Consider the following 23,739-nt stretch of genomic DNA (forward strand, 5'->3'; position numbering starts at 1 on the left):
TCCCCTTTTTGGACGCGGTGAAAAACAGCCTCTTCCCGCCGCGCAGGATAATACAAAATTACCAGGCCAGAGGTGATTACAGAACCCGCTGAATCAACTTTGTCACCCCCGCCGAATAAGTTTCTTGCTTTTTCTGCGGGAATTGATTATGATAGAAAGACAAATACGAATGAAACACAGGAGGTAACGAATGATATCCTTTTTATTATCCATTTTATATGGGGCTCTTGCCGGCTGGATTTCCAGCAGAATCATGAAAACAACAGGCGGCACTCTCCGCAATATCATTACAGGTATCATCGGCGGTATGATTGGCAGCTTCCTCTTCAGCCTGATTGGCTTTTATGCCCATGGTTTCCTTGCAAACCTGATTGTATCCGTAGTGGGTGCATGTATTTTTATTTATATCGGCAAAAAGCTGTTTGGCGGCATGAAGTAAAAAAAAGGAAGTGGATTTTCCTGTATCATACAGGAATTCCCTTCCTTTTTTACTGCATAGATAATTCACGGTTTATTTTAAAACATCTGATTTCACATATCCAGTCTCGCCCTGGAACTTAACGCGTGTCCAGCCATCTGCCTGTTTCATCAGTATTTCAAGCTTCTCTCCTGAATAACACACTCCGATTCTGTCGGAATTTTCATTGGCGCTCTTTCTTACATTTACGGTCTCCGAAACCGTAAATTCACCACTGTTAGGCACCTTGCCGGAACTAGCTGCTGGCTGAGAGGGTGTAGGTGCCGGTTCTGGCTCTGAAGATGGCGTACCCATGCCTTCCTTTGACGTGCCTTCCTGAGACTGTGTATTCTCTGCAGACGCTTCCGGGCTTTCCGGTGCGTTCTTCTGTTCCGTCAGCGCTTCTCCAACAGCTACCTTCATATCATCCACATAGCCTGCCAGGAATGCGGAAAGCGCTTCGTCCCCCGCTTTCTTCTCTTCCGCTCCGGTCCTGATTCTGTCGTACAGTGCAGTGACATCCGCCTGCGCCGTAACTTCGTTGGAATAGGCGGCCGCCTCGGGATCGTGCTCCCAGTCATGAATATAGAAGCTTCCTTCCGCGTTTTTGCTTACATAAAAAGGCGTAAGTCCGGGAACCAGCGTGTCAAAACCTTCGAATTTCACATCATAGCAGGCATATACCACATAGCTGTCCGGTTCCAGACCGGATTTCGTATAGCAGACAATATTGTTATAGGACTCAATGTGGGAGCTGTTCTCCTGCATACGAAGAAGTTCCTTATCCTCCGAATAATCAAGCAGAGACTTTACTGTATCCAGATCGTCGGACTGCAACGCCGCATAATAACGGGTTATCAGTTCATTTACCTCAGGGTAGGCATTTTCAAGCAGCGGTTCCGCAGCCTCCTGTGATTCTCCTGTTTGTCCGCTTTCCTCCTGGGAAGCATTTTCCTGGAAAGCTGTTTCCTGTGAAGAGCCTTCCGTTTCACCGGAAGCCTTCTCCGTTTTCCCTTTACTCATGCCCCAGCTGACTAAAATAATGGTCCCAATCACAACTGCCAGCAGAACTCCCAGCACTGCGGACATGGCTTTATTCTTAATCATCCACTTTACGAGCATTGACGGGTATTCCAGCGGGCTTATTTTCCGTTTTCTTCTTTTCCTGTGACGGTTATTGTAATGCGAAGGATTTCTTCTTCTGTTATCCATATTCATTCTTCACTTCTTCCTGTATATATAAAATAAGCAGCAGCTGTTCCGTTTACGCACAGCTGCGGCAAATTATCTTAATTGTATTGTCCCATGCAATTAATCATAGCATAAGCAGTATTTATTGTCCATATAAGGAAAACTTAAGAAATTATGAATGTTTTATGACAAAAAGAAAATTCGCGTGAAAAGTGATTATATGAAAGGCCGGTAATAATCAAACAAATTGATAATATCATAATCGGATAAAACATCCTGGTGAAACGCCTTTTTACTAAAACCCGAACTAAAGTTTTGTCGCTTCAGTATATGGCAGAGGCATGCTCCAGCGATATCTGATATTCATTACCGAAATCGCCGTCAAACCAGTAGCTGATGCTTTGTGTTTCCTGATCGTAAGCCATGGACCATCGCGTCTTCCATTCTCCCTCCTGCGCAGTCCGCCTGAGAACCTCCGTCACCTGCTGTCTCGTCATTACTCCTGCGTTTGCTTCATAAGCGGAGCACAGTTCTTCATAGCGCTTCTGCGCGTTTTCCCCGCCGGCAGAGCTGTCGCCCTTCGCCAGATTAAAATTGGTGGCGCAGCTGGCGTTCACAGTGATCATCTTCCCGTCCATAAACTCCAGTACAACGGATTTTCCCGTGGCATCGGAAACAGCCAGATGATGGCTGATGCCGCCCGATGCATGGATATCATATTTTTCAAGCAGCGCTATCGCCTCGTCAGCCGTTGCGGCCTGATTCAGCAGCAGCCGGGTTGCTGTTGTCATAGTCAGATCCGGCCTGTCGGTATCCATATCTGTCATACCGCCTTCATTGACCTCCAAATCAGCGACACAGAGTCCCGCCTCATTAATTCCGTCCATGGGGACATAAAGAGCCGCTATCGTAAGCATTTTATTCATAAGATTATCCGGCCTGAGCTCCGTGCTGTTTGTAATATTCTGCAGATCACAGGTGGATATGGAAGCATAGCCGTCATCAGGAACACATTTTACAAGAACCGTCACAGTTTCTGTCCAGTCAAAATTGCGTCCCCACACATGCTTCCCATTTTCATCCATTGCGGAGATTACGCTGCATCCGGGGCCGCTCTCTTCTATTTCAACAGAGTAAAAGCCTTTTGATATATATTGGGTAAGAAAGGCAGCCACTTCATCGTCGGAAGAAGCTCCGCCCGCTTCCAGGAATTCCTGAAAATGATAGTCTCCGTTTACTTCCATGTAATAGACCGGAAGTTCCTCTGATTCCTTCCGGATACTTCCTGTAATCGCCAGTTCCTCCCGGAACGCAAGCCATGCTCCCCCTGCTGCCAGCAAAACCAGTACCACAACTATTATCAGTACAATCCAGACCATGTTCTTTTTTCGGCCGTTCCTTTTCATTTCTGCTCCTATCCGCCGCACCTGCAGGCACTTTTTACTCCAGCTGCTTCTCTTATCCTGAAAAACAGTTTGAAATTTTCCTGTCTGGTCAGTATAAAGCTTTGCTGCCTGTCCCGGCAACCAGCGATATCGTATCCTGCAGATTTACGGAGGTAAGATGCAAAAAAGGGACGGTAAGCTTCGCCCCGTCCCATAAAAATCCATTATGGAAAAACATTCCTGTACAAAAACACTTCCGGCCGGTAGTATCAGCAGAATAGGAAAAACACCGTACATCCGGCCTGGAAAACCACATTCTTATTCTGTATGATACCGCTCCTTCAGGCTGTCATTCATCCTGTCTGCCGTTTTTTTATCCTGATAGAAGGAAACGGCCAGCGTAATGGCATACACCCCCAGTATAAGAAGAATATATACAGCAACCTCCGCCGCCCTGTATATATTAATCCAGTTCCATCGCCATGCAAACCACAGCACAACGGCCACCACCAGAGGAATATGGATACAGAAACGCAGAAGCATTTTCTTTTTACCAAGCTCCTTCCGGGAACAGAATACAAGAAAGGTGGCGTCACTGAGCAGGCCCACCAGCAGAATCCCGCCAATATCAACAGGCGAAAAAACCGCCTCCGGATAAAAAATCAGGCAGGACAAATACATGGCCAGGGTCACCCCTGTCACTATGACAAAAAAAGATTGGAACATCACTTTCAGCAGATCCCTGACAGGCATTATATATCCCTCCTAAATCCCCAGCCTCTTTTTCAGGCCGGCAACGTATTGTCTGGAAATGATAACCCGTTCCCCATTATCCAGAATGGCTTCAAACCTGCCGTTCAGCGCAGGGCTGAGGCTTTTTATTTTACTCAGATTCAGCATCACAGATTTTGATATCCGCAGCATATCACTGTTGGCCAGGGATTCCTCCAGCTCGTAAAGCTTCTGTTTTGACTCATACACGGCCTCTTTACAGTAAAAAAAGGTTTTATTCTCCACCACTTCAATATAATAAATATCGGATGGCCGGATGCGGTGGATTTGCGTCCCAAGGTTTGCAACCAGTCCCTCCTGCGCTTTAAGGCGGGCTATGATTTGGAGAAGCTCAGGAGTCATTTCACGGCATCTGAAAATAATCTGTTCTTCTTCAGATTCCTTCGGCTCCTCAATTATAATTTTCAATGCCTCACCTCCTGCTTTCCTTTTACATCGTCAGTTTAACATATCTTCGCCTTCCCAGCCACCCTTTTTCCCGTCCACACGGAATCTTCTGCCGCCCGCCTGCTGATACAGGCGGTGTGATATGGAAATTACAGTACGCCGTTTTGATGCCTCCTGCAGCGCTGCCAGGACTTTTTTTTCGGTAACTGAATCCAGGTTGGCGGTAATTTCATCCAGCAAAAGTATAGCCGGCTCAGCCGCTACCGCTCTTGCAATGGACAGCAGCTGCAGCTGTCCCTGAGAGAACAGGCCGGGCTTGTAAGGAGTATCCCAGCCCTTTTCCAAAGCATTGACAGATTCCCACAGGCCTGCTGTTTTCAGCGCTTTTTCTATCTGTTCCGCGGAAATATCCGGGCTTTTAAGCGTAATCTGATCTGCTATGGTACCTGGAATTACGGGAAAGGACTGCTCCACATATCCGAAAAGCTTTCTTTTCTGCCTGTCCGGAATCTGATCCGCGTCCATTCCGAATATCCTTATCCGGCCGCTCCAGGGGCGGTACAACCCCAGCAAAAGCTTGAAAATTGTACTTTTCCCCGCGCCGGTGCGGCCGATAAGAGTTACATTCTCTCCGGGCATCACCGTCAAATCCACGTCATGAAGTATTTCCTGTTCCCTTTCATAACCAAAGCTTACCTTATCAAGCTCTGCCGCAGGCATATTGGTTCCGGCGCCAGGGGGTGCGCCGAAGTGGGCGGAATAACTGTTTTGGATATTCCGGAGCTTTGGCAGTTCTATATCCTCCGGCGGCATTTTCCGTTCTTCTTCCCGCAGGAATTCATTAATTCTGTACACGCCGGCCACCGCAGACTGAATATTCTGTATTTCCATGCCGATGCTTTCCAATGGTTCGAATACTTTTCCCACATAGGCGATAACCGCGACCGCCGTTCCGGCAGACATACCGAAAAAAGCCTGCATCGCTCCCCCCTTTGCAGCAAAAATCATCATAACCGCAATCAATACCGAGCTTATCGTAATGACAATCGGAGAATAGACTGCGTCATAGAAATTGGCTTTTTCCACCGCATGGTAGCTTTGCTGTATATAGCTGCCGTACTTTTTTTCCATAAAAGCTTCTTTATGGAAGGAACGGATCATTCTGATATTTTTTATCGTTTCTGGCACATGATTATTCGCCCGTCCAACCGCCGCCCGGTTGACCAGCTGGGCGGAAAGCATACGCTTCTGAAACAGGCGCGTCAACGCATATAAAAGCGGGGTAACGAGCATCATCAGGATTCCCAGGCCTTTGCTTTTAACGAAAATAACGGCAAGAATACTGATTACCTTACATAGATCTGCGGCCATGCCGATTATTCCGGAGGTAAAGAGCGCCTCCACCGTATCTACGTCATTAACAAAACGGGAAGCCGTAACGCCGGGTTCGTACTTCTGGAAATAAGCGGCAGGAAGCCTGGAAAGCTTGGCACACATCTCATGGCGCAGCCCCCGGGTAATCTTCTGCCCGAAAACCGTAATCAGGCTTTCTTTGGATGCGTCGAAGAGGCCGGCGGCAGTCAGGAGAAAAAAATAGGAAAATACAAGGAACGTCGAAAAAGTCCTGCCTTCTGTCAGCCGGTTAATCAATGTCTCCAGAACCAGCGGCGGTAAGATTCCCAGAATAGTCGCTCCTGCAATTGTAAACAGCAGGCCGGCGGAAAGCAAGGGATGTTCTCTTATCGTAACCAGAGCGGAGGAAAATACCGGGCTTTTATGCTTCATGGTGTCCGCCTCCCTTCTCCTGCATCCGATATAAAGCGGCATAATCAGCGTTCGTTCTCATCAGCGCCTCATGGCAGGATACGGTAACCCTGCCGTCGGACATCCAGAGCACCTGATTCAGTTCAGGAAAAAGCGCCAGCCTGTGTGTCAGAAGAAGGACAATGCTGTCGCGGGCCAATTCCCTTAGATTTTTCATAATTTCTTTTTCCGTTTCTGTGTCCACTGCGGAAAAAGGATCATCCAGTATCATTACCGGCTTTCTGTGGCAGAGCGTCCTTGCCAGTGCGATTCTCGCCTGCTGTCCTCCCGACAGACGCACACCGCCGTTTCCCACAAGCGTATGTATTCCATCCGGCATTTTGGCAGTTTCTTCTTCCATGCGGACCGCACGCAGATATTTTAGTGCATTTCCTTCGTCGCCCAGCAGGATATTTTCTTCAATATCCGCACTGATAAGCTCCGGCTGATGTCCCATGTATCCCACCATGCCGCTGAGCTCCTCCTGCGTCATTACGGACAGTTCCCGCCCGCCAATACGGATGCTTCCCTGGTAATCGGACTCCTGAAGGAACACTCTTCCCAGGGTGGATTTTCCGCAGGCGACCGGACCAGTTACGCCAATGATTTCACCCGGGCCGGCTGAGAAGGAAACCTCCTGAAAGACCGGAGGGCCGCCCTGGTAGGAAAAGGACAGTCCGGATACCACGAGACCCGCCGGCTCCCCTGCTGTTATATCCTGTTCCGGCTCCGCATCCTGCATAAAAGGCTGAATCCGTTTCCATGACACCTGTGCCTTCTGCACCGAATTAAACAGCTTGGCCGCCTTGGAGGATTTGGCAGCCAGCTTGGTAAAGCAGGAAAGAAATGTGGTAAATGCCGCGATATCCCAGGCGGTCCAGCCGCTGCCCAGCACATTTTTGCCGCCAAACCACAGAATAAAAACAGCTCCCATCATGGATATGATCTGATACAAAGGCTGCATGGCGTTTTCCCAGATATTCGCACTCACTGCTTTTTTCTCATAATCGGCAAGGCAGATTTCATAGTCGGCATTCCTGTTCTCGTCCTGTCCGTAGACCCGGTAGGTCAATGCGTTTTCCACACGATCAAGCGTGACCTCATTCAAACGCCCTGCGCTTTCCTTTCCGGCCGCAGCACAGCGTGATACTGTCTTTTTCAGCTTCTCCGCAATGAAATATGCGGCCGGAGGGAAACACATGGAAAGCAATGTAAGGCGCCAATCATAAATAAACAGCATAACGAGATAAGCCGCCATGACCACGCCCGTGTCAAAAATTTCCGTCGTGAATTTCCTCATTCCCTCCACACAGACATCCACATCGGAAATCGCTCTGGTCATCATGGCGCCTGCGCTTTCCTTCTCCAGCGCTTCTTTTTTCTTATGCACCAGGCTGCGGTAAAGGACCTGCTTCATGTCCCGGTTAATATGGTTTGCAAACCGCCTGACAAACAGCCGTTTCATATAACGCATGGTCTGCACCACAAGGATAACGGCCACATAGAGCAATGCCAGCCCCACCATATCCGCAAAAACCTTTTTCCCCAGAATAATATCACACAGACGCTGAGCCAGCTGACCTTCAAACCAGGGGCCTGCCGTCATGCCCACGTTGTAAAAAATACCGGTGACCGTTATGACGGCCAACGTCCATTTTTCCAGATGAAAATAGGTCGCAATCCGCTCCGGCTTTTCAATTCTCCGAGACTCCCCCTCCATGCTCAGTCCTCCTCCCCGCCGGAAAGCGTTTCCGGTCCGGGATGTTCCGCTCGTCCCCCTTCATCCTTCAGCCGTTTTGTAACATGGGGAAAGCCATTTCTGCTTTCTGTTTTGGAACGCAGGTAAAGAAGCTCAAGAATCTGTAAAAAATCCGCTTTTTCCTGTTCCGGCAGTTCCTCTATAAGCCATTCATAAAAAGCAGCTTCCACCGAGGCCTTGGAATTTTTAAGAGTATCCGCCTTATCAGTGGCGTAAAGCAGCTGGCTCCGGCCGTCTGCAGGGTTTCCTCTCCGGATAAGATATCCTTTCTGTTCCAGGCTCGCCACCCTCCTTGCCACCGCGCCCTTATCCATGTTCAAACGACAGCTGATTTCCTTCTGGGAAATCCCAGGCTCATGTCTTACCAGATGAATCAGATCAAATTCTCCCGTTCCAATACCTGACTCCCTCATTGTATGCAAAGTCAGTTTATTTACTTCTCTTGCGATTTTAGTGATTTGCCTTTTTGTTGCATCCATATTTATCCTCTTGATAAGTACTATTTTTTATTGGAAAGATATTGCAGTAAAGATGTACCATCAACTAAATAGATGATAGTACATCTTTCTCTTTAAAGCAACAAAATTTATTGCAGATATCATATTTGTATGACAAGTATACCTTTCAATGCTATAATCATAATATTGCTTTGCGTTTAAGGAGGATGATTATGTCAGGACGCTGTATGGAAAATCAAAAATTAATAAACGAAAAAACTTTACAGAGATATATTTATGAAATATTAACATATGGCAGTAAGAAGAAATTCTTATCCCTGTTTCCTGAGAAATTTAAGGGATTAGCACAGAAAAAAGTCAAGGTTATAATTCCTGAATATCCTGTTTCCTATAATGGACACAATAAACACATTACGGATTTCCGTATAATATTTACTGATCTTTCTTACCTTAATATCGAAGTTGAATGGCAGGTATCAAGATTTAATCATGGTAAAGAAGTTTATGATTATGCCTACAGCGGCACAAAGGGATTTATACTGGTTGTCAGTAATGATCGAAAAGCTGATTCCTTCATAGATTCGGATAATATATCTGTATTGGATGCTATTGATTTTTCTTACTGGTTTCTAAAAAAAGCAAAACATATAGTAGATGGCACAATAGGTAATTATCTCTCAGAGTATGAATCAAGAGCAAGTAAATGCTGGCTCGTCTTTCTTCCTTCTGCCGGCCGAAACGATGGTGACAGTCTGAATGATTATGTACTGCGTGGACGCAGCAAGGGAGTATGGGCCTTCAGATACAGTAATACACAGACTGTCATGAAAAATATTCTGGACATAACAGCAGGGGATACTGTAATTTTTGCTTATAATTTTAAATATGGAGAAGGAGTGAAGGGAAGGCAATTATATCCTGAAACAGAATGGAAATTTACAGGTTTAGATATCTTAAAAGTAAAAAAGGGGTATTATTGTGATTTAAGTGATGATACATTTGAAATTGAAGAGTGGACGCGGCTTCCAGAGGAAGATAAAATAAATTCCAAGCGTTATATGCATTACTTTCAGTATTTATTTCCTCCTGCAGATAATAATGAAAAATATTTTACCAGCAGCAAACTTCCTGTAACCCTTCGTAATGATTCTTCTACTCTCCCAGGGTGGTATGAATTTATTGAAAGTCTTCGTTGGTCCTGCTCTAATCAGGGCGCTCCTGCTGAATTATCTGATGAAGCAATGAATGCTTTATATTGTATTATTGGTGACGTCAATTAAATTTATGAAAATAACTAACTATGAAAGCAGAAGACATATGGGCAAAAACCTTCATATATCTTCTGCTTATTTTTATAAATCCTGCAAGATACTTATCCCAGCACCTCTTTATACACCCTCAGCACATTCCCGGAAAGAATTTTATCCATCTCAGATGCGCGGAAGCCTCCCTTTTCAAATGCGTTCACAAGCAGCGGCATACAGGAAGCATCCGGCAGCTCATCATGCGTCTTGATCCCGTCAAAATCAGTTCCAAGACCGAGGCAGTCAATCCCTCCCACCTTCACAATGTGCTTCGCATGCTCTACAATCGCGTCAATCGAACCATAGGTAGCCTCGCCATCCGGAACGTCGGTCAGAAATGCAGGGCAAAAATTAAGACCTGTCACACCGCCTTTTTCCGCCAGCAGGCGGATCATATCATCCGTCAGATTCCTCACCCAGCCGCAGACGGAACGGGCATTGGAGTGGCTGGCGACAAAAGGTTTTTTTGAAACACGCAGCACATCCATAAAGCCGGCATCGGACAGGTGGGACACATCAACGATCATGCCCAGCCGCTCCATTTCCTCAACAAAAGCAATCCCGGTCTCCGTCAGCCCTTGCGTAGTATTGGCTTTTCTGAAATCCGGGCGGAAGCTTTCTCTGTCTACTCCCTGTCCCGGCTGTTCCAGATTGGGCCAGCCCAGTTCATTGGGATAGTTCCAGGTAAGGGTAAGCATACGGACGCCCAGACGGTATAAAACTCTTAAAAAAGCCGGATTTCCCTTGCAGACGCCGCCCTCCTCGATTGTCAGAACAGAAGACATTTTTCCTGCAGCCCTGTTGTTCTCAATATCCGTATAGGAAAAGGCGGGCAGAATCAAATCTGAATTTTTCCCAATCTCTTCATAATATAAATCGGCCAGCTCCAAAACCTCTTCCAGCGGATTTTCACAGCCGCGAAGATGCACAAATAATGCAAAATTCTGAAAAAGGTAACCAGCCTTTTTCATTTTTTCCAGATCAATATGTAATTTGTTGTGTCTTAAGGTATTCTCCCTGATTTCCTCCGGATCACCCTTTCTTCTTATCTCCAGAAGTTCCGATATGGTGTCGCAGTGCATGTCTGCAATTCTCATGTCATATCCTTTCCGCGCATACCTTCCATGCGCCTGTTTTATTTTGGCCGGTAAAAATATCCAATTATTTCCCCGCAGTATGCTGCAAAGCTGAAAAGATATCAGCTTTCATACCACGGCCCTGCAATTCATCTATATTCGTTTAGTTCTGCTTCGATTCCAATCCCATATCCGGCAGTTCATTAAAAAGGGACGGCAGCTTAAAAAAACTGTCCGTCCATTCTCAATACTGCCCAAAAACCGTCTGCCGTTCCTGTTCTATTCCTTTCCGGAATCTTCTGCGGCATCCTCCGGCGCATCTTCCTTTTCCGGCTCTGATGTATTATCTGATTCCGGATGTTCATCGTCCGTTTTATTCTCCGCGGCTGAAGCAGCCTCTCCAGCTTCAGCGCTCTCAGGCTCTGCCTGCCAGGCAGTTCCGCCAGGGCCGACCCTAAAGGCCTTGACCCCTTTATTGGCAAGCATCTGGGAAACGATTACCAGGATAATGCCTGCAATCAGGGTAAAAATAGCGATAAACTGAGAGGTAGACAGACTGCCTACACTTCCTCTGCCCAGATCTCCCCGGTAAAATTCCAGGATAAAGCGGCCTATACTGTAAAAAATCAGATAAAACGCGCCGACCTGCCCTTCCGCCTTCTTCCTTTTTGCAATATTAATGAGTATAAAAAAGTTTACAAAATTCAGCAGGCTGGATATTTCCTGCGTGGGAATCAGGGCTACGCCGTTCGGTGCAAAATCCGAATGGGTAAAGGTAATTCCCAGAGGACTTTCAGTCTCTCGTCCATAGCAGCAGCCAGCCAGGAAACAGCCGATACGGCCGAAGCCCTGTGCCAGAGCAACGGAAGGCACCGCCAGGTCAAAGTAGGAAAGGAAGTTCACCTTCTTATGCCTGCAATACAGATATCCGCCCAGAATACCTCCTATCAGGCCGCCGTAAACCACCCAGCCGTTCTGAAGGGAATGCAGGATAAAAGCCGGATCGGCAATAATTTCATCAATTACGGTAATACAGTAAAGTATTTTAGAACCAAGATAACCGAAAATCAGGCACCACAACACCAGTCCGAATATCTTCTCCGGATCCAGCTTCAGCTTCTTTGCCCGGCTTTCCGCCGTCAGATATGCCGCAATGATACCGATTCCTATCATCAGTCCATACCCATAAACAGTAAATGGGCCAATGGAAAATAACTCATTCTTCATATGTTTCTTCCTTCCTTTATGCAGACTATCCATCAGTTACCGGCTTTTTCGTCAAACTGCCAAAAAAGCTTATCTGCTATTCTACCATTCTTCTTCTGACAGCGCAATCTTTTTAAAGGGCAAACTTCCGGCAATCTTTTAAAGGGCAATAAAAATCACTGCCGCTCCCAGCATAATCTGAATGATGGCAAAACGGAACACTGTCTGCGTATTGGACCATTCCCACACCTTCCTGGCCTGATCATGAAGCGGGGTCCTTACCCTGGTAAGGATTCTGATTTTGAGAAAGCGGAGCAGGAAAACCTTCACCAGTCCCAGCCCGCCGTCCAGGATCAGCACAAGAGCTACCGGGATGTACAAAAGAGGGCTTCCTGTTTTCAGCACCGCAATGCTGATAAACAGCCCCATGGCCCGGGATCCGGCATCCCCCATCATCAGCCTGCTGGGCGTGGCATTATACCACAGATATCCCAGAATGCACACACAGAACAGTAAAATCAGGTAGGAAAAACTATCGCCCCTGCTCTGCAGCAAATCCACCAGATATATTATCATCAGCGTAATAATGGTCAGCGTTCCGGATAATCCGTCCACGCCGTCCGAACAGTTCGTCACATTAATGGACACCCATACGAGCACCACAGTCAGAATGCCAAACAGGACAGGCGGTACGGTTATCGTAGTTCCCGTAAGAAGGATGGTAATATCATTGGAATTAAAGTTAAGGAAGGTTACGGCTACCATAACCGCAATCACCAAATCCAGGAACCCTTTTTTATACTCTCCCCATGGAGTCTTGGCGCAGTCATCAAGAAAACCTGTAATCATCGCCGCTCCTGTAAGTATCAGGTAAATCACCATCTCCCTGTTTACCTGTCCAAAAAGAAGTGCCGCCGCAATAAATACCAGGACAAATAAAAATCCGGCTCCTCTCGGTTTACCGGCGGATTTTTTCCCGTCTACTGCAAATTCCCTTCCCTGATCTCTGGGAAGCATTCCCATTCCCTTCCACATTACGAGGCACGTTGCCGCAAAGGCAAATAAAATCCCAATAAATGCTGTGGTCTTGATTCCGGCTTCTCCGGCGATAAAATTTATCATCTGTTTCAGATACCTTTCTGTAAAGATTGAATGTTCTGGCCATTCTTACATATTCTATCATTAACATGTCCAAAATGGAATGATATATTTCAATAAAAATCGGTTTTGCCCTTTTCAAATCCAACGAAAAAGGCTACAATAATAATGTTAAAGGAGGTATGCCTGTTATGAAAATCGACATGCATTGCCATGTAAAGGAAGGCTCTATTGACAGCAGGGTTTCCATGGAGGAATATATACAGCTTCTTCAGTCGAAAGGCTTCGGCGGCATGGTCATCACAGACCACGACACCTACAACGGCTACCGTTTCTGGAAGAAAAATCTGAAGGATAAAAAATATACGGATTTTAAAGTTTTTAAAGGAATCGAATATGACACCATCGGTGCCGGGCATATTCTGGTTATCGTCCCGGAGACGATCAAGCTGCGCATTCTGGAGCTGCGCGGCCTGCCTCTTAATATCCTGATTTCCATCGTCCATTCCTATGGCGGTGTGCTCGGTCCGGCCCATCCCTGCGGGGAAAAATATATGAGCTTCCGCAACACAAGAACCTACCGGCGTGACCCGAAAATCGTGGAACAGTTTGACTTTGTGGAGGTTTTCAACGCGTGTGAGGATGAAGAATCCAATGCAACAGCCTGCCGTCTTGCCGACAAATACCATAAACCAGGCGTAGGCGGAAGCGACTCTCACAAAACCGACTGTGTGGGACTGGCCTATACGGAGGTTCCCGACACGGTGCAGACCGAAACTGACCTTATTAACTGTATCCGTGCACAGGAGGTTATCGGCTGCGGCGGATCGCTCTACCGCAGGACAACCAAGGAACGGATTGGCAAGGTAAATACCGTACTCGTTTATTCCTTCTGGTTCTACAACAAATTTTTCACCCTTGTCAAGACGCATAAGCGCAACAGAAAGCTAAGGGCGGAATATTCGGATCGGGAAGCACAGATTTAGTGTCCGTATATCAACTTCATAAAGATAACTATAAGAGCAGGCTTCAACGGCATCAGCCGTTTTTCCTGCTCTTTTGTGTGCGAAGCTCTTTCCTGTCCCTGCGGACAAAATTAAAAACACCCTGCGGCAGTTCGAACACACATACAATTCCAAGGACAATGGCAACCGCCGCTTTGACAGCGGCAAAGCCGGCCTCTCCGGCTTCTGTCAGCTGATCCGTCACCATATAAAACGCGGACCAGTAAATACCGGCTCCCGGCACCAGCGGTATGATTCCCGATATCAGAAAAATGGTAACTGGACACTTCTCCCTCACAGCCCCCATCCGGGAAAGGAATATCACCAGCACCGAAGCAAAAAAGGTGGCTTCCGCAGCATTCAGCACCGGCTCCAGAAGACAATACATCAGCCAACCGGCTCCCCCGATAAGGCCGCAGTAGGGATAATACTTTCTCGGAACGCCGAAAAGCAGGGCAAAAGCCACGGTTCCCAGCGCCGCAGCAAGAACCTGAGTTACAATCATAGCAGCATACCTCCCGTCAGCCTGTGATAAACGGTAATGACCACCCCAACCCCCACTGCAATGCAAAGGAATACCAGGATCGCATCCAGCATCCGAACCGCACCGGCAATATAATCCCCGTCCGCAATATCCCGTATGCCGTTCGTGAAGGGGATTCCCGGGACAAGCGGGATAATGGCGCCGATTATCATGTGGTTCAGCGCATCTCCCAGATGAATTTTATACATGAAAATACACAGCAGTGTAACCAGCGCGCCGCCGCCGATATTACCTATAATTTTTGACATCCGCGGCTGGCTCAGTTCCAGCACATACACATACAGGAGGAAACCGGCGATAAACGCTCCCAGGCTGTCCCGGAAGCTTCCGCCGAACATGATGCAGAAGCAGGCGCTGCCTACCGCAGAGGCCAATATCTGCATCTGCTTTGTTTTACGCGGCATATTCTCTATCTGATTTAATTGTTCCCGCACTTCCTCTATCGTATAACGTCCTTCCACAATTTCTCTGGAAAGCTGGTTGACCGCCGCCACCCTGTCCAGCTGCGCTCCCCGCACAGGAATATGGCGCACCTGGGCGTAAACGGATTCCTTCTCATTGCCCGCCGTAATAAAAATACCGTTGCTTAAAATAAAAGCGCTTTCGGATTCCACACCGAAATGATCACACATCCGCGTTATGGTTTCCTCCACTCTGAAAATTTCCGCCCCGTTCTGCAGCAGGATATTCCCCGCCTGCATGGCGCATTCCAGAACCAGGCTCCTTTGGGTATTTTCCGCAGTTTCCTTTTGCGGTATTTGTGATTTTTGTGATGTAACTGCCGTTGCTGTCTCTTCCATTCTTCTGTCTCCCGGCTACATCTGCCTGCGCACAATGCGGTATTCGTCATCCAGCTGAAAATAGGGACAATTGTCAAAGGATGCACTTAAAAAACGCACCATTTCATCCTCGTCCAGATCCATATCACATATGTAGCAGTCATAATCCTCATCAAATTTATAATTGATGCAGCATTCACAGTTTCCCGATGCCATTTTCCATATCCTTTCCTATCCGTTTATAAATAAAAATAATAAAACCTTATTGCTGTCCACCCGCGCCGGCCCATGCATCCAGCATCGCTTTCACAGAGCGGGACATTTCTTCGCTGAAGCTGCAGTTCCACTTCCTTTCGCAGAAAGCACGTAAACGGCGCTCCAACTCCTCTCCATGCCAGTTTTCCTTATCCTCAAGCATTCTGAGCATGTTGTCGGATTTCTGAAGATCATATCTGTTTTCATGGACAATATCCTCCAGTGCAAAACGGGGAGTCTGTTTTCTCGCCGCCTGCTGTGCTGTAGGATAGCCGCCCACCACCATGGCAACCGGCGCCACATAATCCGGCAGCCCCAGCAGCCTGCGGTGCTCCTCATAGTTTTCAAGGATATCCCCGATATAGCAGGTTCCAAGCCCCAGGGCATCCGCGGCGGTTACAGCTGTCTGGGCGGCTATTATGGTATCCTCCGCCGCCAGCAGGAAATCGCCGTAGGAGGGCTTGCGAACCCTCTCCTCCACCTGACAGAACGCCTGATACCATCTTCTGTAATCCGCACAATAGACCAGGACAAGCGGCGCCGTTGCAATAAACGGCTGGTTGTCGCAGGTAACCGCCAGCCTGTCCTTCAGCTTTTGTTCCTTTACATCAATAATTGTATACAACGTCATGTTTCCTGCAGTGGCGGCGCGCAGGGAGGCCTCCAGTATCCGGCGCCTGTCAGCCTCCGCAATCTCCCTCTCCTCAAAAACGCGCACCGATTTTCTTCTCATCAGCAAATCCAGGGTTTCATTTGTATTTTGTTCCACAGTCGTTACATTCCTTTCCGTCCTGATTCTTTTATTATTCCTGAAATTTATTTTATATTTGCCCGTTACTGTCTGCCTGTTGCTTCGTATATCTTACCACACCTTCCTTGATCGTCTCAAGTACACAGATATCGCAGATTTTCCCTGGATCAACAGCCATGGGATTATCACTCAGGATCACCATGTCGGCAAGCTTGCCCTCCTCCAGTGTTCCCTTCCTGTCCTCTTCGAAATAAGCATAGGCTCCGTTGACCGTAACCGCCTGAAGCGCTTCATAAACGCTGACTCTCTGCTCCGGGCCGATTTCAACGCCGTTTCTTGTAATACGATTGACTGCGCACCATACGGTATGAAGCATTTTCGGCTGCACCACAAGGGGATCCTGATGGAAGTTCACCTTCAGCCCACGGTCAAAAGCAGAACGTGCCGGGCTTATCCGGCTTCCCCTCACCCTTCCCAGGTTTTTCAGATGAATATCTCCCCAATAATAGGTATGCGCCACAAAAATGGATGGTATCATGGAGAGCTCAGCCATCCGGTCCAGCTGATCATCACGTACGGTCTGGCAGTGTATCATCACCGGCCGCAGCTGATTTTTATGGGGATTATCGCTTTCCGACAGCGCTTTTTCGTAGAAATCAAGAAACTGCTCCGATGCGGCGTCGCCATTGCAGTGGGCAAGAAGCTGTTCATCTCTGGCTATGGCCTCTTTTGCATATTTGAAAACCTCTTCATCCGTTTTCGCAGGATATCCGCGGTAATCCTTTTCCCCCTCATAAGGGCTGCTCAGCCATGCTGTTTTTCCCTGAGGCGAACCATCAAGCACGATTTTCAAACCGCCGATTTTAAAATGGTTCCGGTAGGTTTTGTCATAATCCGCATATTCCTTCAGCAAATCACCTGTATTATCATCCATGACCGGATAGGAAACCACATCGATAACCAGATTCCCCTGGCTGGCAGCCCGGGCGAAGTTCTTGATATCGCCGGCGCCGGCGGCTCCGTCCTGGCAGGTGGTAATTCCATTTTTAAGATAGGTTTCCTGTGCGCTGACGATCTGCGCGTCCACATCCATTTTCAGCCTGGGAGCCGCAGCCATCAGCATCTGTCCGATGGCTCCCATCTCCTCCGCATAACCGTCAGGCTCCATCGTTCCCGCCACCCGTCCGAATCTCGCCCCTTCGGGATCCGGAGTGCTGCTGCTGATTCCCGCCAGCTTCAGCATGGCGGAATTACCTGCGCCCATATGGCTTGAGGTATGCAGCACATAAATCGGTATTTCTTCAGAAACCCTGTCAAGCACCGATTTATCAGGATGCCGCTGTTCTTTCAGGAAATTATGATCATAACCGAACCCCATGATGATACCATCCGGCCCTATCTGCTTTTCGGCCTGATAGGCCTTCAGTGTTTCTACTATACCATCAAAATCCGTACATTCCGAAAGATCCGCCAGTGACGTAAACTGCGCCACCATGGATATATGTCCGTGGGGATCGATAAAAGACGGCATCAGGGTTTTCCCCTGCAGATCTGTTTCCTCCGCCCCGTCCCCGCAAAGCTTTCTTGCACCCTCCAGGCTGCCTGTATAAATAATTTTTCCGCCTTCCTCCACCAGGCTTTCCACATAATCATTTTCCGCCTTCATTGTGAGAATCGGGCCGCCGTAATATAAGGTTTTCGCCATAATGCCTCCATTCCTGCAGACAGGGCATTTTTTCCCGCCCCGCAATCTGCCAATCCCTGTTATTATACATCTTTTTGCGGATAATATATCTCTTCATCAGTAAAATCGTAACTGTCCAATACCCTCACAGTTACTAAAAATCAAACTTTTTCAATCCTTCAGGCCCAACATACCTATTCTAGCACACTCCCCTGCGGCATGCCACAAGGTTTTATATTAACAGAAATAACAGGAATAAAAAACCGGCATAATAAAAAAAGCTCCGGTTCCGGATATTTCATCCTTCCCCGAAAGCTTTTCCAGCCGACTGCTTCACTGTATACTTTGGCGCTTTCCTGTGATTATTTTATCTATCAGGCCATATTCCTTAGCCTCCTGGGCTGTCATGAAATGATCCCTGTCCGTATCCCTTTCCACCTCTTCTTCCGTTCTACCGCAGTTTTGGGCCAGGATACGGTTCAGGCGGCGTTTGCTGCGCTGTATATGCTCCGACATGATTCGGATATCGCTCGCAGGTCCCTGGATGCCGCCGCTTACCGCAGGCTGGTGTATCATGATCTCGGCATTGGGCAGCGCCATCCGCTTTCCCTTCGTCCCCCCGGCAAGAAGGAAGGAACCGAAGCTTGCCGCCAGACCGATGCACAGCGTGCACACATCACATTTGATAAACTGCATGGTGTCATATATGGCAAAGCCGGCCGACACGGATCCGCCCGGACTGTTGATATACAGCTGGATATCCCTTTCCGGATCCTCCGCCTCCAGGTACAAAAGCTGCGCAATAATCAGCTCCGCCGATGCATCGCTGACTTCCTCTCCCAGAAAAATAATCCGATCGGACAGAAGCTTTGAAAAAATATCATAGCTTCTCTCACCCTGCTCATTTTTTTCTATAACATAAGGTACATAACTCATGCGGCAGCCCTCTCTTTCCAGTTGCTGCCCATGAAGGAGCTCTCCGCCCTGTAAAGCCGGTTTTCAATCACAGCCCTTGTTTTCTTCGGATAAAATACGCCGTTTCTCCGATAAATGCCCGGAGCACATTGATATTCCCTGTGAAATGCCAGCGTAAAGGCCTGCTGTGAATTATAGTGAGCCTCATAGGCTATCTCCACAATGGGTTTTTCCGTCTCCACCAGCTGCCTTGCGGCCTCCGTCAGCCTGCGCATCTGAATATATTTATATATGGTACAGCCCGTGACAACTGCGAAAACCCTGTTGATATGGAATTTGGAATAGCCAAGCTTATCCGCTATACTTTCCAGACATAAATCCTCATGCAGATTATCCTCCACGTATGCTGCCACCGCCTCAGCTATCTGTTTTTCGTCCAATGCTGTCGCTCCTTTGCTCTTTTGACTGTAATTATAGCAGGTATCACTCCCACAGTCTTTATATAAAATGACATCTTTTCCTGCAGCGGAGAAAGGTCGTTCACAGTTACTATCCAAACGAGGTGTAATTTTAACATATATTTCCCCAGTTAAAAACCGGGGAAAAAGCAGGATGCTTTCATTCCCCGGCTGTCGTTATTCTGTCAGATGCTTTTCAGCTTATCAATACGGCCATTTTGTATCGCTCCGATATTTTCAGCGATTTTCTCCTCCGGCCAATCCCACCACTTCAGCGCAAGAAGTGTGTCAATCGTTTCTTCGGGAAAGCGCTTTCTTATGGTTTTTGCCGGAATTCCTCCCACAATGGTATAGGCAGGGACATCCTTTGTCACCACCGCACGGGTGCCGATAACCGCCCCGTCCCCGATGGTCACGCCAGCCATAACCACTGCCTCATAACCGATCCAGACATCATTTCCTATCACAATATCACCTTTATTGTCCCAGGAAGCGGCGACATCCTTTTTATCAAGTCCCCATTCTTCGAAAAAAAGCGGGAACGGATACGTGGAAAGGGATTTCATACTGTGGTTGGCACTGTTAAAAAGGAAACGCACCCCGCAGGCCAGCGAACAAAATTTTCCGATGATGAGCCGGTCATGATTTATCGGATAATGATACAATACATTATTTTCTTCGAACAGAACCGGATCCTTTACGAAATCATTATACATGGTGTAATCCCCTACCGAAATATTCGGATTAGTAATCACCGATTTTAAGTAAACCGTCTGCCTGTCCCCGGTTCTGGGATATATTTTTTGTTCCGGAATAGTCATTTTTAAATCCTCCTGCTGATTTTTATTTACCGTTAACTATTCCGGCTGCTGCAATGCAGAGCCTCATAAACCTCACCCCGTTTTATTTGTAAATATGCCGGGAATTATGGCATTCCATATTTCCCGGCAAAAATTTTTATTTGCAGCAAATGTCTGGCTTCATCACAATTACTGTTTACTTTCCAGAATTTTATCAATACTTACCAGCTTTACGCAAAGGACAAAAAGCTTTGTCGCCTGGATCAGCTCATCCATAGGAGGGAATGACGGCGCAATACGGATATTGCTGTCATGAGGATCCCTGCCGTAAGGATAGGTTGCGCCGGCACTGGTCATTACCACACCGGCTTCCTTAGCTTTCGCCACAATTGCCCTGGCACAGCCGTCCAGCGCATCAAAGGAAATGAAATAACCTCCCTTGGGCTTTAACCAGGAACCGATTTCCAGTCCATCAAGCTCCTGTTCAAGGATATTCAGAACTGCTTCGAACTTGGGACGCATAACAGCCGCATGCTTCATCATATGTGATTTGATGCCGTCCAGATTCTTAAAATATCTCACGTGGCGCAGCTGATTCAGCTTATCGTGTCCGATTGTCTGGATGGCCATCTGCTTTTTAATATCCTTCAGGTTATTATAGGAAGCGGAAATTGCCGCAACACCGGATCCGGGGAAGCTGATTTTGGAAGTGGAGCTGAATTTGTATACCATATCCGGATTTCCGGCCTTCTCACATTCCTCCAGAATCTCCAGAATCGTATCCTGGTCATCCTCATAAAGATGATGTACATTATACGCATTGTCCCAGTAAATCCGGAAATCCTCTGCCGCGGGCTTCAGCCTTGCAAAACGGCGGACCGTTTCATCAGAATAGGTAATGCCCTGAGGATTGGAATACTTAGGCACACACCAGATGCCCTTGATCGCCGCGTCTTCGCTTACCAGCTTCTCTACCATATCCATATCCGGCCCTTCGGGGGTCATGGGTACGTTAATCATTTCAATACCAAAATATTCAGTGATGGCAAAATGCCTGTCATAGCCGGGAACCGGGCATAAAAACTTCACCTTATCCAGCTTGCACCAGGGAGTGCTTCCCATCACGCCATGAGTCATGGAACGCGCTACGGTATCATACATAACATTCAGGCTGGAATTTCCATAAATAATGATTTTATCGGCAGGCACCTCAATCAGGTCCGCCAACAGTTCCTTGGCTTCCTGAATACCGTCGATAACGCCGTAATTTCTGCAGTCAATACCCTCACGGCACTTTAAATCGGTGGTGCTGTTGAGAACATCCATCATTCCCATGGAAATATCAAGCTGCTCAGCTGACGGCTTTCCCCTGGACATATCCAGCTTCAGGCCTAAATCCTGGAATTTTCTGTATTCTGCTTCCAGTTCATTTTTGAGAGTGAGCAGTTCTTCCTTACTTCTGTCTTTGTACGCCTTCATTCCACTTCTCCTTTTCTCCTCATGATTATAAAAAGAAGCTGATTTCATTCAATCAGCCCCCACAACCCAAACAGCGAATCCTGTTTGGCGGTTGACAGCATTTTTTCTTATAATATTATGCACAATTAAGGTGAGTTGTCAAGTGTTTCCGTTTTAACGTGCTAATCTGTGAAAGGGAAATCCGAATGACAGACCTGTAATTTTCCGAAATAATCAGGATTCAAAACTGTGCCGGCAGAAAATTATGTATAATTTCATAATTCACGCCGCTCCCCATCCGTCAAAAAACGCAATTCATTAAAAATATGTCCTTTTTACCGGGGCAATCTGTAGTAATAGCCGAAATTATGCCCCCATCCGGCATTACCAGGTACTTTTAACGATATTATGAAAAGATTGAAGGAAGAATTCCCTCATACGCCCTCTTACATATAACGGCAGAATGCGCTGCTGTCTCCCCGCTTTTCCCCTCAAAAAGAAAGATAGGAGACCGGCACTTTATCCGTCAGCCATACTCCATTTTCAGAAAGGAAGAAACGCAACCCATCCTGCTGCATTTTTCCCGCATTAACCTTCAGAACCACAGGTTTTCCATGTCGTTTTCCCACCTTTAGCGCTGTTGCTTCGTCCCTTGATAAATGAACATACAAACGGCTCATGGGCCTCAGCCCTTCCTTTTTTATGCTTTCCAAAAAACGCTCAGCGGTTCCATGATATAAAAATTCCGGCGGCTCCGCTTCCGCCAATTCCACATCCACAGGCACGCTGTGTCCCTGATTGGCCCTTATCAAAGTACAGTCTTCATTAAAAGAATACCTTTGCTTCCCATCGGTGCGTACAATCTCTTTCAAAATGTCAAAATCGATTTTGCGCCCCGTATTTCTGATACCTTCAATGAGAGCGTCCACCTCCGCCCAGCCATGCTCATCCAGCTGAATATTGGCAGCCTCCGGTTTATGCCGTAAAACAAGGCTGATGAAGACGCTTAATTTATCTGTTTTTTCCATAAGCCCTCCTATTTTCTTAAAAACCACACTAAAATAATCAAGACTCCCTGCCGGTGTACCATAGACAGGGAGCCTTCTCCTGTAATATTCTTCTACCGGAAAAACCGGGAAATATCATTAAACATCACAAATACCATGAGTATCATCAGAACCACAAAGCCGGCGAAATGCACCATGCCTTCCTTTTCAGGAGGAACCGGTTTCCCACGGATCGCTTCAATAATAAGGAATACAAGCCGTCCGCCGTCCAGAGCAGGCAGCGGAAGCAGATTCATCACACCCAGGTTCACGCTCAGAAGCAGTGCAATGTTGATCATATTCAGAATTACCACCCAGATACCGTAAGGCTCCGCCTGTTCCCTCACCTCGCCGATTACCTGCGCCACGCCGATAGGTCCCGATATGTCATCCTTTGTGGCTTTTCCCTGAATCAGCATTCCCAGGCTCTTGATGGTTGCCCGAAGGCTGTAGCGTACCTCATAATAGCTGTATTTGAAAATTCCTGCATTCCGGCAGTCCACGTACTCTCCATAGCCGTTAAAGCCCAGCAGATACCGTCCTTCTTCTTCATTGTATTTGGGTGTCAGGGTAACCGTGTGCTTTTCCCCGTCGCGCAGGAATTCGATGTTCATGGTTTCTCCCGCGCCCACATAGGTATTCAGCCAGATTTCACGGGCTACATAAATACGTTCCCCATTCATTCTGGTAATAAGATCCCCCGGCTGCATCCCTGCTTCCTGTGCCGGATAACCGTCAATCAGACCGTTCAGCACCGGACGGTCGCTGCCCGTATAGCCGACTACAATCATGGCCAGGATATAAGCCAGAATGAAGTTGAAAAAGGGTCCTGCAAACACAGTGGAAATTCTTGCCCAGACACTGGCATTGGGGAAAGCGCCCTCCGACGGAGTCCCTTTGTCAGTATCAAGCCCGTCTTCACCTTCAAACATACACGCGCCGCCGATAGGAAAAAGGCGCAGTGAATATTCCGTTCCCCCCTTGTTAAAGTGAAGCAGCTTCGGCCCCATGCCCACGCTGAAATCCACTACCGTGATCCCGTTGACCTTCGCCAGAAGGAAATGCCCCAGCTCATGCCCGATCACAATCACTCCAAATATCAGGACAAATAACACAATAGTCAATTGAT

Annotated in this window: 24 protein-coding genes; 3 read left to right on the plus strand and 21 right to left on the minus strand. The window is 47.4% G+C overall.

The annotated features are described in order from the left end of the window. Positions 1 to 190: 190 nt before the first annotated feature. Positions 191 to 439 carry a GlsB/YeaQ/YmgE family stress response membrane protein gene (locus DXC51_RS03655; RefSeq protein ID WP_025489778.1) on the plus strand — a complete coding sequence of 83 codons (249 nt, stop codon included), beginning with the start codon at positions 191 to 193 and terminating at the stop codon, positions 437 to 439. Positions 440 to 511: 72 nt separating this feature from the next. Here the strand turns inward: DXC51_RS03655 and DXC51_RS03660 are convergent, their stop codons facing one another. From DXC51_RS03660 to DXC51_RS03695, 7 genes are all read right to left on the minus strand, one after another. Further along, positions 512 to 1,675, minus strand: coding sequence for an SH3 domain-containing protein (locus DXC51_RS03660; protein WP_025489777.1), 1,164 nt, complete (start codon positions 1,673 to 1,675; stop codon positions 512 to 514). A gap of 296 nt (positions 1,676 to 1,971) precedes the next feature. Continuing rightward, positions 1,972 to 3,054 carry a linear amide C-N hydrolase gene (locus DXC51_RS03665; RefSeq protein ID WP_025489776.1) on the minus strand — a complete coding sequence of 361 codons (1,083 nt, stop codon included), beginning with the start codon at positions 3,052 to 3,054 and terminating at the stop codon, positions 1,972 to 1,974. A gap of 297 nt (positions 3,055 to 3,351) precedes the next feature. After that, positions 3,352 to 3,786, minus strand: a complete 435-nt coding sequence (locus tag DXC51_RS03675) for a DUF3021 family protein (protein WP_025489774.1) — start codon at positions 3,784 to 3,786, stop codon at positions 3,352 to 3,354. A gap of 12 nt (positions 3,787 to 3,798) precedes the next feature. After that, positions 3,799 to 4,233, minus strand: a complete 435-nt coding sequence (locus DXC51_RS03680; RefSeq protein WP_025489773.1) for a LytTR family DNA-binding domain-containing protein — start codon at positions 4,231 to 4,233, stop codon at positions 3,799 to 3,801. A 30-nt stretch (positions 4,234 to 4,263) separates the two neighbouring features. After that, complete coding sequence (locus tag DXC51_RS03685; RefSeq protein ID WP_117530524.1) at positions 4,264 to 5,997, minus strand: ABC transporter ATP-binding protein; 1,734 nt, start codon at positions 5,995 to 5,997, stop codon at positions 4,264 to 4,266. Then, a complete protein-coding gene (locus DXC51_RS03690; protein ID WP_117530525.1) occupies positions 5,987 to 7,735 on the minus strand; it encodes an ABC transporter ATP-binding protein in 1,749 nt (582 codons plus the stop codon). Before DXC51_RS03690 ends, DXC51_RS03685 begins: the two co-directional genes overlap by 11 nt. 2 nt (positions 7,736 to 7,737) lie before the next feature. Beyond that, complete coding sequence (locus DXC51_RS03695) at positions 7,738 to 8,253, minus strand: MarR family winged helix-turn-helix transcriptional regulator (protein ID WP_117530526.1); 516 nt, start codon at positions 8,251 to 8,253, stop codon at positions 7,738 to 7,740. Positions 8,254 to 8,444: 191 nt separating this feature from the next. Between DXC51_RS03695 and DXC51_RS03700 the strand changes: the two genes are divergently transcribed. Next, positions 8,445 to 9,512 (plus strand): hypothetical protein, encoded by a 1,068-nt coding sequence (locus tag DXC51_RS03700; protein WP_025489770.1) that lies wholly within the window; start codon positions 8,445 to 8,447, stop codon positions 9,510 to 9,512. A gap of 92 nt (positions 9,513 to 9,604) precedes the next feature. Here DXC51_RS03700 and DXC51_RS03705 read toward each other — a convergent pair whose 3' ends face one another. The 3 genes from DXC51_RS03705 to DXC51_RS03715 form a co-directional block, all read right to left on the minus strand. Next, on the minus strand, positions 9,605 to 10,633 hold the full coding sequence (locus DXC51_RS03705) for a dipeptidase (protein ID WP_117530527.1): 1,029 nt from the start codon (positions 10,631 to 10,633) through the stop codon (positions 9,605 to 9,607). A 258-nt stretch (positions 10,634 to 10,891) separates the two neighbouring features. Continuing rightward, the gene (locus DXC51_RS03710; protein ID WP_051358356.1) at positions 10,892 to 11,839 is read right to left on the minus strand and encodes a prolipoprotein diacylglyceryl transferase; all 948 of its coding nucleotides are present in this window, start codon (positions 11,837 to 11,839) and stop codon (positions 10,892 to 10,894) included. A 138-nt stretch (positions 11,840 to 11,977) separates the two neighbouring features. Then, positions 11,978 to 12,940 (minus strand): MraY family glycosyltransferase, encoded by a 963-nt coding sequence (locus DXC51_RS03715; RefSeq protein WP_025489768.1) that lies wholly within the window; start codon positions 12,938 to 12,940, stop codon positions 11,978 to 11,980. Between the two features lie 167 nt (positions 12,941 to 13,107). On the opposite strand from DXC51_RS03715, the gene DXC51_RS03720 reads away from it, so the two are divergent. Continuing rightward, a complete protein-coding gene (locus tag DXC51_RS03720; RefSeq protein ID WP_025489767.1) occupies positions 13,108 to 13,902 on the plus strand; it encodes a PHP domain-containing protein in 795 nt (264 codons plus the stop codon). Between the two features lie 52 nt (positions 13,903 to 13,954). Here DXC51_RS03720 and DXC51_RS03725 read toward each other — a convergent pair whose 3' ends face one another. From DXC51_RS03725 to rseP, 11 genes are all read right to left on the minus strand, one after another. Next, positions 13,955 to 14,422 (minus strand): threonine/serine exporter family protein, encoded by a 468-nt coding sequence (locus tag DXC51_RS03725; protein WP_243003128.1) that lies wholly within the window; start codon positions 14,420 to 14,422, stop codon positions 13,955 to 13,957. Beyond that, positions 14,422 to 15,264, minus strand: coding sequence for a threonine/serine exporter family protein (locus DXC51_RS03730; protein WP_117530529.1), 843 nt, complete (start codon positions 15,262 to 15,264; stop codon positions 14,422 to 14,424). The genes DXC51_RS03725 and DXC51_RS03730 overlap by 1 nt, the downstream gene beginning before the upstream one ends. 15 nt (positions 15,265 to 15,279) lie before the next feature. After that, entirely contained in the window at positions 15,280 to 15,459 is a 180-nt protein-coding gene (locus tag DXC51_RS03735; protein WP_021635858.1) for a DUF6472 family protein, read from the minus strand. A 46-nt stretch (positions 15,460 to 15,505) separates the two neighbouring features. Next, positions 15,506 to 16,267 carry a nitroreductase family protein gene (locus DXC51_RS03740; RefSeq protein WP_021635859.1) on the minus strand — a complete coding sequence of 254 codons (762 nt, stop codon included), beginning with the start codon at positions 16,265 to 16,267 and terminating at the stop codon, positions 15,506 to 15,508. A gap of 52 nt (positions 16,268 to 16,319) precedes the next feature. Then, positions 16,320 to 17,954 (minus strand): amidohydrolase, encoded by a 1,635-nt coding sequence (locus DXC51_RS03745; protein ID WP_021635860.1) that lies wholly within the window; start codon positions 17,952 to 17,954, stop codon positions 16,320 to 16,322. A 312-nt stretch (positions 17,955 to 18,266) separates the two neighbouring features. Then, positions 18,267 to 18,869 (minus strand): ATP-dependent Clp protease proteolytic subunit, encoded by a 603-nt coding sequence (locus tag DXC51_RS03750; RefSeq protein ID WP_117530530.1) that lies wholly within the window; start codon positions 18,867 to 18,869, stop codon positions 18,267 to 18,269. Further along, positions 18,866 to 19,288, minus strand: coding sequence for a helix-turn-helix domain-containing protein (locus tag DXC51_RS03755; RefSeq protein ID WP_021635862.1), 423 nt, complete (start codon positions 19,286 to 19,288; stop codon positions 18,866 to 18,868). The genes DXC51_RS03750 and DXC51_RS03755 overlap by 4 nt, the downstream gene beginning before the upstream one ends. A gap of 203 nt (positions 19,289 to 19,491) precedes the next feature. Continuing rightward, on the minus strand, positions 19,492 to 20,127 hold the full coding sequence (locus tag DXC51_RS03760; protein WP_117530531.1) for a CatB-related O-acetyltransferase: 636 nt from the start codon (positions 20,125 to 20,127) through the stop codon (positions 19,492 to 19,494). Positions 20,128 to 20,295: 168 nt separating this feature from the next. Then, positions 20,296 to 21,585: an aspartate aminotransferase type Ic gene (locus DXC51_RS03765; protein ID WP_117543747.1), complete on the minus strand. Its 1,290-nt coding sequence runs from the start codon at positions 21,583 to 21,585 to the stop codon at positions 20,296 to 20,298. Between the two features lie 470 nt (positions 21,586 to 22,055). Then, a complete protein-coding gene (locus DXC51_RS03770; RefSeq protein WP_102288976.1) occupies positions 22,056 to 22,592 on the minus strand; it encodes an RNA 2'-phosphotransferase in 537 nt (178 codons plus the stop codon). A gap of 92 nt (positions 22,593 to 22,684) precedes the next feature. Beyond that, on the minus strand, positions 22,685 to 23,734 hold the full coding sequence (rseP, locus tag DXC51_RS03775; protein ID WP_117543749.1) for an RIP metalloprotease RseP: 1,050 nt from the start codon (positions 23,732 to 23,734) through the stop codon (positions 22,685 to 22,687). Positions 23,735 to 23,739 lie beyond the last annotated feature (5 nt).

This window comes from Eisenbergiella massiliensis, from assembly GCF_003435485.1.

What these genes read in the sequence shown, in the direction of transcription:
- DXC51_RS03705 (WP_117530527.1), bottom strand. Translation starts at nt 10,633, where the DNA reads ATGAGAATTGCAGACATGCACTGCGACACCATATCGGAACTTCTGGAG.
- DXC51_RS03750 (WP_117530530.1), bottom strand. Translation starts at nt 18,869, where the DNA reads ATGAGTTATGTACCTTATGTTATAGAAAAAAATGAGCAGGGTGAGAGA.
- DXC51_RS03765 (WP_117543747.1), bottom strand. Translation starts at nt 21,585, where the DNA reads ATGAAGGCGTACAAAGACAGAAGTAAGGAAGAACTGCTCACTCTCAAA.
- DXC51_RS03715 (WP_025489768.1), bottom strand. Translation starts at nt 12,940, where the DNA reads ATGATAAATTTTATCGCCGGAGAAGCCGGAATCAAGACCACAGCATTT.
- DXC51_RS03700 (WP_025489770.1), top strand. Translation starts at nt 8,445, where the DNA reads ATGTCAGGACGCTGTATGGAAAATCAAAAATTAATAAACGAAAAAACT.
- DXC51_RS03665 (WP_025489776.1), bottom strand. Translation starts at nt 3,054, where the DNA reads ATGAAAAGGAACGGCCGAAAAAAGAACATGGTCTGGATTGTACTGATA.
- DXC51_RS03730 (WP_117530529.1), bottom strand. Translation starts at nt 15,264, where the DNA reads ATGGAAGAGACAGCAACGGCAGTTACATCACAAAAATCACAAATACCG.
- DXC51_RS03685 (WP_117530524.1), bottom strand. Translation starts at nt 5,997, where the DNA reads ATGAAGCATAAAAGCCCGGTATTTTCCTCCGCTCTGGTTACGATAAGA.
- DXC51_RS03660 (WP_025489777.1), bottom strand. Translation starts at nt 1,675, where the DNA reads ATGAATATGGATAACAGAAGAAGAAATCCTTCGCATTACAATAACCGT.
- DXC51_RS03770 (WP_102288976.1), bottom strand. Translation starts at nt 22,592, where the DNA reads ATGGAAAAAACAGATAAATTAAGCGTCTTCATCAGCCTTGTTTTACGG.
- DXC51_RS03760 (WP_117530531.1), bottom strand. Translation starts at nt 20,127, where the DNA reads ATGACTATTCCGGAACAAAAAATATATCCCAGAACCGGGGACAGGCAG.
- DXC51_RS03720 (WP_025489767.1), top strand. Translation starts at nt 13,108, where the DNA reads ATGAAAATCGACATGCATTGCCATGTAAAGGAAGGCTCTATTGACAGC.
- DXC51_RS03695 (WP_117530526.1), bottom strand. Translation starts at nt 8,253, where the DNA reads ATGGATGCAACAAAAAGGCAAATCACTAAAATCGCAAGAGAAGTAAAT.
- DXC51_RS03735 (WP_021635858.1), bottom strand. Translation starts at nt 15,459, where the DNA reads ATGGCATCGGGAAACTGTGAATGCTGCATCAATTATAAATTTGATGAG.
- DXC51_RS03655 (WP_025489778.1), top strand. Translation starts at nt 191, where the DNA reads ATGATATCCTTTTTATTATCCATTTTATATGGGGCTCTTGCCGGCTGG.
- DXC51_RS03745 (WP_021635860.1), bottom strand. Translation starts at nt 17,954, where the DNA reads ATGGCGAAAACCTTATATTACGGCGGCCCGATTCTCACAATGAAGGCG.
- DXC51_RS03690 (WP_117530525.1), bottom strand. Translation starts at nt 7,735, where the DNA reads ATGGAGGGGGAGTCTCGGAGAATTGAAAAGCCGGAGCGGATTGCGACC.
- DXC51_RS03710 (WP_051358356.1), bottom strand. Translation starts at nt 11,839, where the DNA reads ATGAAGAATGAGTTATTTTCCATTGGCCCATTTACTGTTTATGGGTAT.
- DXC51_RS03675 (WP_025489774.1), bottom strand. Translation starts at nt 3,786, where the DNA reads ATGCCTGTCAGGGATCTGCTGAAAGTGATGTTCCAATCTTTTTTTGTC.